General features: G+C 33.8%; 9 protein-coding genes. 5 read left to right on the top strand and 4 right to left on the bottom strand.

Annotation, left to right across the window (positions count from 1 at the left end):
• Window positions 1-481 (top strand): IS982 family transposase (locus tag IR213_RS04040; RefSeq protein ID WP_194311025.1); only part of this gene is annotated, 481 nt, incomplete at its 5' end.
• Window positions 482-607: 126 nt separating this feature from the next.
• Here the strand turns inward: IR213_RS04040 and IR213_RS04035 are convergent.
• From IR213_RS04035 to IR213_RS04020, 4 genes are all read right to left on the bottom strand, one after another.
• Window positions 608-1,342: a hypothetical protein gene (locus IR213_RS04035; RefSeq protein ID WP_194311024.1), complete on the bottom strand. Its 735-nt coding sequence runs from the start codon at window positions 1,340-1,342 to the stop codon at window positions 608-610.
• 266 nt (window positions 1,343-1,608) lie between these two features.
• Complete coding sequence (locus IR213_RS04030) at window positions 1,609-2,559, bottom strand: phosphoribosylaminoimidazolesuccinocarboxamide synthase (RefSeq protein ID WP_194311023.1); 951 nt, start codon at window positions 2,557-2,559, stop codon at window positions 1,609-1,611.
• Window positions 2,560-2,659: 100 nt separating this feature from the next.
• Window positions 2,660-3,472, bottom strand: a complete 813-nt coding sequence (locus IR213_RS04025; protein WP_194311022.1) for a Cof-type HAD-IIB family hydrolase — start codon at window positions 3,470-3,472, stop codon at window positions 2,660-2,662.
• Between the two features lie 179 nt (window positions 3,473-3,651).
• Window positions 3,652-4,602: a PhoH family protein gene (locus IR213_RS04020; protein ID WP_194311021.1), complete on the bottom strand. Its 951-nt coding sequence runs from the start codon at window positions 4,600-4,602 to the stop codon at window positions 3,652-3,654.
• A 106-nt stretch (window positions 4,603-4,708) separates the two neighbouring features.
• Here IR213_RS04020 and IR213_RS04015 point away from each other — a divergent pair, with 106 nt between their 5' ends.
• The 4 genes from IR213_RS04015 (at window position 4,709) to gldG (ending at window position 8,371) form a co-directional block, all read left to right on the top strand.
• Entirely contained in the window at window positions 4,709-5,536 is an 828-nt protein-coding gene (locus IR213_RS04015; RefSeq protein ID WP_194311020.1) for an SAM hydrolase/SAM-dependent halogenase family protein, read from the top strand.
• A gap of 3 nt (window positions 5,537-5,539) precedes the next feature.
• Entirely contained in the window at window positions 5,540-5,836 is a 297-nt protein-coding gene (locus tag IR213_RS04010) for a putative quinol monooxygenase (RefSeq protein WP_194311019.1), read from the top strand.
• A gap of 124 nt (window positions 5,837-5,960) precedes the next feature.
• Entirely contained in the window at window positions 5,961-6,686 is a 726-nt protein-coding gene (gldF, locus tag IR213_RS04005; RefSeq protein ID WP_194311018.1) for a gliding motility-associated ABC transporter permease subunit GldF, read from the top strand.
• Window positions 6,686-8,371 carry a gliding motility-associated ABC transporter substrate-binding protein GldG gene (gene gldG, locus IR213_RS04000; RefSeq protein ID WP_194311017.1) on the top strand — a complete coding sequence of 562 codons (1,686 nt, stop codon included), beginning with the start codon at window positions 6,686-6,688 and terminating at the stop codon, window positions 8,369-8,371. The genes gldF and gldG overlap by 1 nt, the downstream gene beginning before the upstream one ends.
• Window positions 8,372-8,546 lie beyond the last annotated feature (175 nt).

The raw sequence follows: 8,546 nt of genomic DNA, 5'->3' as shown, positions 1-8,546 counted from the left end.
AGGATTTTGTGCTTCACAGAATAATTGGTTTTATGGATATAAACTTCACGGAGTTTGTTCCGTAACTGGTGTTTTTCATTCTTTAGACATTACTAAAGCAGAGGTTCATGACATTAATTATTTAAAAAATATAAAACAACAAATGTCTGATTGTGTGTTACTTGGCGACAGAGGGTATTTATCTGAAAGTATACAATTAGATTTGTTTCAAACGGTAAATATTAAATTAGAAACACCAAAAAGGACAAATCAAAAAGACTATAAACCACAACCTTATATCTTTAGAAAATCAAGGAAAAGAATAGAAACATTGTTCTCTCAATTGTGTGACCAATTTATGATTAGACGAAATTATGCTAAATCTTTTCAAGGCTTTAAAACAAGAATTTTAGCTAAAATAACAGCTTTAACTTTGGTTCAATTCATCAATAGATTTATTTTTGAAAGACCAATAAACAATATTAAAACACAAATAGTTTAATTACACCCAACGGGTTAATGTATTTACTAAACATAAAAAAAGCATCATTATATCCATAATGGTGCTTTTTTATTGGTAAAGTCTTTCTTTACTCTCCCTATTCGCAATGTCTTTATTGTTAAAATTTTAGTTCATATCATTTTCAGTAACAAAGATTAATTTTTTATTTATTATTTCAAAATCCAAAGCTTGGGTTACATTAGAAATTTTATTCTCCGTGATTAAATTGTCTTCAGCTATAAGTTCATCAGCTGTTTTTTCAATTTTGTTTGGACTCACAATTTCAATGACTTCAAAAACTATTGAATTACCATTTATAATGTCAAAGTCTAAATCTTGTGTCTCGTTTGAAACGTTGTTTTCAGTAATTAAATTTTCTTCGGCAATAAGTTCATCAGCTGTTTTTTTAATTTTGTTTGGATTCGCACTTTCAATAACTTCAAAAACTATCGAATTACCATTTATAATGTCGAAGTCTAAATCTTGTATCTCGTTTGAAACGTTGTTTTCAGTAATTAAATTATCTTCGGCGATAAGTTCATCGGCAGTTTTAATAATTTTGTTTATTGTAACACCTTCGATTGGTTCTTCACCATTGTTAAAATCATTAGCTTTTAAGCTTGTGAAATTTCTTAAAAAAAGCGTTTGTGATTTTAACTTTGTTGATACCTTTATCGTTGTAACTTGTTTTTGACTTAAAATATTTTCTTCTGATACTATAGTTTTAAAATCTTTGCTTGCTACAACTTCTTTTTTTGCTGCTTGCGAAGCTCCAATTCCGCTTTTAATATCTAATGATGTATAGGCAACATTTGCAAATACAACTAAAGCAATTCCTGAATAAATGATTAAGTGTTTCATAATAATTATTTTTAAAAGTTATTTTTTTATGTTCTTTAAAAGTATATAATAATATCCTATGCAAATATATATCTAAAAGACAGTATCTTGTTTTGCATAGTACTTAAAATTAACAATATTTTAACATTTTAAAATGTTTAGGAAAGAAAAAAAGGAATGAAAAAAAAAACAATCATTATGTAAACTTCTGATTATATGTGTTTTAAAACAAAAAACCGTAATTCAAATTATGAATTACGGTTAATACACTATTTTAGTGTAATTTTTTACTTTTTTTCTAAATAGGCCAAAACATTCTTTTCAATTCGGTCATAAATGTTAGAAACATCAGCTTTTACAAACTTTTCTCCTAGAATATTTTCATATAATTCGATGTATCTCTCCGAAACGGTTTCGATATATTCGTCGGTCATATCAGGAATTTGTTGACCTTCCTGTCCTTGAAAACCATTTTCGATTAACCAGCGACGCACAAACTCTTTCGACAATTGTTTTTGCTCTTCTCCCCTATCTTGTCTTTCTTGATACCCTTCGGAATAGAAATAACGAGAGGAATCCGGTGTGTGAATTTCGTCTATAAGAACAATTTTTCCTTCTTTGGTTTTACCAAATTCATACTTAGTGTCTACCAAAATCAAACCGCGACTGGCGGCTATTTCTGTTCCTCTTTGAAATAAGGCTCTGGTGTATTTTTCTAAAACCAAATAATCTTCTTCGGCAACAATTCCTTTCGATAAAATATCCTCACGCGAAATATCTTCATCGTGTGAACCGTTATCTGCTTTTGTTGTTGGGGTAATTATTGGCACTGGAAATTTATCATTTTCTTTCAGTCCTTCTGGCATCGTCACTCCGCAAATAGTTCTTTTACCAAGAGCATATTCGCGAGCGGCGTGACCTGAAACATAACCACGGATTACCATTTCGACCTTAAAAGGCGTGCATAAATGACCAACAGCTACGTTTGGATCTGGTGTTGCGATTAACCAATTTGGAACAATATCTTCGGTCAGTTCCATAAATTTGGTGGCAATTTGGTTTAGGATTTGACCTTTATATGGAATTCCCTTTGGTAAAACCACATCAAAAGCCGAAAGCCTATCGGTGGCAACCATAACCAAAAGTTCATCGTTGATATTGTAAACTTCCCTTACTTTGCCTCGGTAAACTGATTTTTGGTTGGGAAAATGGAAATTCGTAGTTGTTATTGTGTTCATCGTTGTAGTGAGTTCATGTGTTGTTTTATGAATGCAAATTTAGGGATATTTTCAAGGTAATAAACACTAATTCTGTTTTGATTTTATATTTCAAAGTGAATTATGACAATAATATTTTCGTTAAATATTTTGCTACACCATCATTTTCATTGGAAGTAATTACTTCTAAATGGGGAAGTTTACTTTTCAAACTTTCGACAGCATTTTCCATAATCAAAGCTTTCCCGGAGGAAATCAACATTTTTTCATCATTGAAACCGTCTCCAAAAGCAATCGTCTGCTCAAAAGTGAAGTTCTCTTTTTCCAAAATTTTCAAAATTGCAACGCTCTTATCGACAGATTTGTCCATAAATTCCAAACAAAACGGGAGACTAAAAGCATAATGAAAATCTTCTGAATGGTCAACCAGAATTCTATCCTTTAATTCAACCAATTTTTGATGGTCATTATGAGTGAAAAATAATTTGATGGCACTTAAATCTTCCATTGCAGCAAAGTCAACAATTTCATTAGGATAATTCATTACCGTTTGAAAACTGTTCAGCTTTTTATTTACTTTATTGGATTGCCAAACTTTCTCTTTGAACAATACGGTTGTAAACTCTGGACTGATGTCTAAATCCAAAACTGATTTTATATCATCACTTTTTATATCAAATGAATAAAGTAGTTCTTTTTCAGGTGAATGAATCCGGGCACCGTTTGATGTAACCAAATAAACTGGACACCCCAAGTCTTCCACAATAGGCAATGCATCGAGATGATGACGGCCAGTAGCGACAATTATCAAATAATTCTCGCTGTGAAGTTGTTGAAAAATAGCTTTGGTAAATGGGGAAATTTGGTGTTCATTGTTGAGTAATGTTCCGTCTAAATCACTTATTATTACTTTAATCTTTTCTTTTTTACTCATATTTTAATCTCCATTTTAAGAAAGGCAAATTTATTCTATTCTGAAGAGATTAGCAAAGGAAAAACTCCAAAGCATTTCGATAAAGAATACTATTCGGCCTCATCTGGGGTCGAATAGTATTTAATATCAATTTCCATAAATACTTAAATGCACTGAAGTTGTTTGTAATTTCCAAAAATCTAATCGTTATTTTCAATCTGTTTGTAGGCATCTATTACTTTTTTGACTAATCTGTGGCGAACAATATCCTTGTCGTCAAGGTAAACAATCCCAATTCCTTCAACATCTTTCAAAACTAAAATTGCTTCTTTTAATCCGGAAATTGTTCTTCGAGGTAAATCGACTTGTCCTGGATCGCCAGTAATCATGAACTTGGCGCTTTTCCCCATACGAGTCAGGAACATTTTCATTTGGGAATGTGTCGTGTTCTGGGCTTCGTCAAGGATTACAAAGGCATTGTCTAAGGTTCTCCCACGCATAAATGCCAAAGGTGCAATCTGAATAATTCCCTTTAAAATATAATCTTCTAATTTTTCATTAGGCAACATATCACGCAAAGCATCATACAAAGGTTGCATATACGGATCTAGTTTTTCCTTCATATCACCCGGAAGAAACCCGAGATTTTCCCCTGCTTCAACCGCTGGTCGAGTTAAAATAATCCGTTTGACTTGTTTTTCTTTCAAAGCTTTTACCGCCATAGCAACACCGGTGTAGGTTTTCCCTGTTCCTGCTGGCCCTACGGCAAAAACCATATCGTTAGTGTTCATCATATCAACCAACAATTGTTGGTTTGGCGTCATGGCTTTGATGATTTTCCCACCCACGCCGTGTACCAATATTTTGTCGTGACCAAAAGATTTAGCATCTTCCTGTGCCGTACTTTGAATTACGCGTTCTATAACATTATTATCAATGTTGTTATAACGGGTAAAATGAAGCATCAACCGGTTGAAACGATTTTCAAATTCATCTAAGACTTCTTTTTCGCCAAAAGCCTTCAGGGTGGTTCCTCGGGCTACAATTTTCAATTTGGGATAGTACTTTTTAATCATTTCAAGATGAGTGTCTTGAGCGCCCCAAAAATCTTTTGGAGCGATGTCTATGAGCTCGATGATTCTTTCGTTCAAATGGAATAGTTTAAATTATTAATTAATCGCTGATAATTATTAGCTTTGCATTTCTCAAATTTAATAAGTTTTAAGTTTAGTTTCCTTTTTATTTATAAACAATTTTATGTCAATAATTACCCTTACCACCGATTACGGCTTGAAAGACCACTTTGTTGGTGCATTGAAAGGGAAAATTTTATCGGAATATCCCGAAGCCTCGATTATTGATATATCGCATCATATTGACGCATTCAACACAGTTGAAGCCAGTTACATTATTGGAGCTTCGTATTCCAGTTTTCCAAAAGGCACCGTGCATCTCATTGGTGTAGATATGGAATCCAACAAAGAAAACCAACATATTGTGATGCAATGGAACGATCATTATTTTATTGCCGCCGATAATGGGATTTTGAGTATGCTTTCGCAAAAAATTGTTCCTCAAAAAATAGTTACCATCAATATTCACGATCGTTTACCGAGTGACGCCACCGATTTGGATGTTTTCGTTAAAGTCGCTTGTCATATAGCCAAAGGTGGTTTGCTGAACGTTATTGGCAAAGAAATAAAAGCCATGAAACAAGTCACCGATTTACAGGCTGTTGCCGCCAATGACGGGAGTTCGATAAAAGGATATGTGATTTATATTGATCATTTTGGGAATGTGGTGACCAATATTTCGAAAAAACAATTTCTGGAAATTGCCAAAGGAAGACCGTACGAAATTGTCTTGAGAACCAAAAATATCAAAACCATTTTGCCCAATTATTCCGCAATTGCGAGTTCCGATAAATATCCAATTAAATATTATGAAGGCGAAAAATTAGCCATTTTCAATGAAGCCGGTTTTCTGGAAATTGCCATTTTTAGAAGTAATCCGTCGAAAGTTGGTTCTGCAAATAGCTTGTTGGGATTGAATTATAGGGATAATATAACGATAAAATTTGTTTAAACAATGTTCATACGAATAGTAAAAATGTCCTTCGCCGAAGAAAATATTCCTGCTTTTTTGGAGAATTTCGAAATAATAAAAGACAAAATACGAAATGCTAAAGGAAACCGTTTATTGGAATTGTATCAGGACAAAACCAACAAATGTATTTTCTTTACCTACAGTTATTGGGAAGCAGAAGAAGACTTGGAAAATTATAGAAAATCGGAACTTTTTAGCGAAGTTTGGACATTTACAAAGCAATTATTCAATGACAAACCCGAAGCTTGGAGCGTTGATAAATTAATGAGTTTGGAATAAATTTAAAAGCATCTCGACTGCGCTCGATGTGACAAAATAAAAAACTTTGCGACTTAGCGTCTTAGTGGCAAAAAAAAACAATTAATAACTGGAATGAGATTGCTTCGTTCCTCGCAATGACAGTATGAAATCAATAGTATTTAGAGAAATAAAATCCTTTTTTGGTTCGCCAATTGGTTATTTGGTCATTGCCGTTTTCCTGATTGGGAATGGCTTATTCCTTTGGGTTTTCGAAGGAGAATATAATATTTTGAACAGCGGTTTTGCTGATTTGAGTCCGTTTTTTACTTTGGCTCCGTGGATTCTGATTTTCTTGATTCCTGCCGTTACCATGCGCAGTTTTTCGGATGAAAAAAAGCAGGGAACATTGGAATTATTATTGACAAAACCCTTGAGTATTTGGCAAATCGTCAACGGAAAATTTCTGGGTTCGATGTTGTTAATCGTTATGGCAATTATCCCGACATTCATTTATGTTTGGGTAATTTCTGGTTTAGGTTCGCCTGAAGGAAACATAGATATGGGCAGTACAATGGGATCCTATTTTGGATTACTATTTCTGATTGCAGGGTATTCCGCGATTGGAATCTATACTTCTACTCTATCCGAAAATCAAATTGTTGCTTTTATTGTAGCTGTGTTTTTATGTTTCTTTTTTTACTTTGGATTCGAAAGTGTGGCAACGATTATTCCTAGTTTTCAAGGTTTAATTTTAGCTTTTGGAATGCAGGATCATTTCAAAAGTATGGGGCGAGGCGTGATTGACACTCGGGACATCATCTATTTTGTGAGCATCACCTTCTTGTTTCTTTCGTTTACAGTTTATAATCTAAAATCCATTAAATCGTAATGACGACTTCCAATAAAAACAACTTGAAATCTTTACTGGGTATTATTACGTTTGTACTGTTTTTGAACGTATTAAGCAACGGGTTTTTCCATCGTTTTGATTTAACCAAGGACAAAAGATACACGCTTTCGACCGCTTCATTGAATATCATCAAGCAAGTGCAAAGTCCGTTATATGTAAAAATCTATTTACAAGGTGATTTACCTTCTGAGTTCAAGCGATTGCAAAGCGAAACCCGAGATTTATTGGAAGAATTTCAAGCCTATAACAAAAATATTGTTTTCGAATTTGTTGATCCTTTGGGAAACAAAGACGAAAGTATGGACAACATCAAGGAGTTGTATCGAAAAGGGCTTACGCCAATAAACATCACCGTTGACGACAAAGGAAAACAATCACAGGCAATCGTTTTTCCTTGGGCAATTGCGGTTTACAATAACAAAGAAGTCAATATTCCATTATTGAAAAATATAATGGGCGCTTCTACAACCCAAAAAGTAATTGGCTCGGTGCAGCATCTGGAATATTCCATTGCCGATGCCATCAACAAAATCACGAAAGAAAAGCAGAAGAAAATAGCCGTAATCAAAGGAAATGGTGAACTTCAGGACGTTCAGATTGCCAAATTCTTAATACAGGTTCGGGAAAGTTACCACATTGGGCCTTTTACTTTGGATTCGGTGGCACGAAACCCAATGGGAAGTTTGGAAGCTTTGCAAAAATACGACTTGGCAATTATTGCAAAACCAACAGAAACGTTCACGGATTCCGAGAAACAAGTTTTGGATCAATTTATCACCAATGGTGGAAAAACTTTGTGGCTAGTTGACCAAGTGAATATGGAAATGGACAGTTTATACAATGATTCGGGTGCTACTTTAGCTTTTCCGAGAGATTTGAATTTGAATGATATGTTCTTCAAATATGGGTTTCGAATTAATCCTGATTTGGTTAAGGATGAACAAGGAAGTCCAATAAAATTAGCGACTGGAGATCCTGGAAGTTCTGCCCAATTTCAGGAATTCAATTGGAAATTTGCCCCTCAGGTATATCCAATCAGCAAGCATCCCATCGTGAAAAATCTGGGCGGAATTAAGTTTGATTTTGCCAATCCCATTGATACTTTAAAGAACGGAATCAAGAAAACCGTGCTGTTGCAATCATCCCAATATTCGAAGAAAATAGGTTCTCCGGTCGAAATCAATTTGAATAGTGTTGCCGAAGAAACTTCGCCAAGCGATTATTTAAATAAAGGTAATATTCCGCTTTCGGTTTTACTGGAAGGTTCGTTTCATTCGGCGTTTGAAAATCGAGTATTGCCTTTTGACCAAAAAACATTTGAAGCCAAAGGAAAGGAAAATAAAATGATTGTGATTTCGGACGGAGATTTGATTAGAAACCAATTGGATAAAAACTTTCAACCCGTTGAATTGGGATACGACCAACGTTCCGGAAACTTATATGACAACAAGGATTTCCTGATGAATTGCGTCAATTATTTACTCGATGACAATGGACTTATTAACATTCGAAGCAAGGATCTCGATTTACCTTTATTGGATAAAGAAAAAGTTTATGAAAATTACACTTACACACAAATCCTAACTATCGGACTTCCAATCTTTATTTTAGCACTTTTTGGTCTTGTTTTTACCTTCCTTAGAAAAAGAAAATACGCAAAGTAATGTTAATAAAAAAAGTTTTATTCTTAAGATAGTTTACGATATATTTGTAGACCGTATTGTATTTTGAATATAATGACAAAGTAAATACAAAAAATAAAACAAAACAGATGAAATCGCCATATTTCAAAAAGCTAATCATTATGCTATATGGCGATACCATATTCCGATAAAAAAC

The sequence above is a fragment of the Flavobacterium soyangense genome, from assembly GCF_015277675.1.
Taxonomy (GTDB): Bacteria; Bacteroidota; Bacteroidia; order Flavobacteriales; family Flavobacteriaceae; genus Flavobacterium; species Flavobacterium soyangense.
Note: the sequence above shows the minus strand (reverse complement) of the source record. Positions and strands in the feature narration are given on the sequence as shown.

What these genes read in the sequence shown, in the direction of transcription:
- IR213_RS04025 (WP_194311022.1), bottom strand. Translation starts at nt 3,472, where the DNA reads ATGAGTAAAAAAGAAAAGATTAAAGTAATAATAAGTGATTTAGACGGA.
- gldF (WP_194311018.1), top strand. Translation starts at nt 5,961, where the DNA reads ATGAAATCAATAGTATTTAGAGAAATAAAATCCTTTTTTGGTTCGCCA.
- gldG (WP_194311017.1), top strand. Translation starts at nt 6,686, where the DNA reads ATGACGACTTCCAATAAAAACAACTTGAAATCTTTACTGGGTATTATT.
- IR213_RS04015 (WP_194311020.1), top strand. Translation starts at nt 4,709, where the DNA reads ATGTCAATAATTACCCTTACCACCGATTACGGCTTGAAAGACCACTTT.
- IR213_RS04010 (WP_194311019.1), top strand. Translation starts at nt 5,540, where the DNA reads ATGTTCATACGAATAGTAAAAATGTCCTTCGCCGAAGAAAATATTCCT.
- IR213_RS04030 (WP_194311023.1), bottom strand. Translation starts at nt 2,559, where the DNA reads ATGAACACAATAACAACTACGAATTTCCATTTTCCCAACCAAAAATCA.
- IR213_RS04035 (WP_194311024.1), bottom strand. Translation starts at nt 1,342, where the DNA reads ATGAAACACTTAATCATTTATTCAGGAATTGCTTTAGTTGTATTTGCA.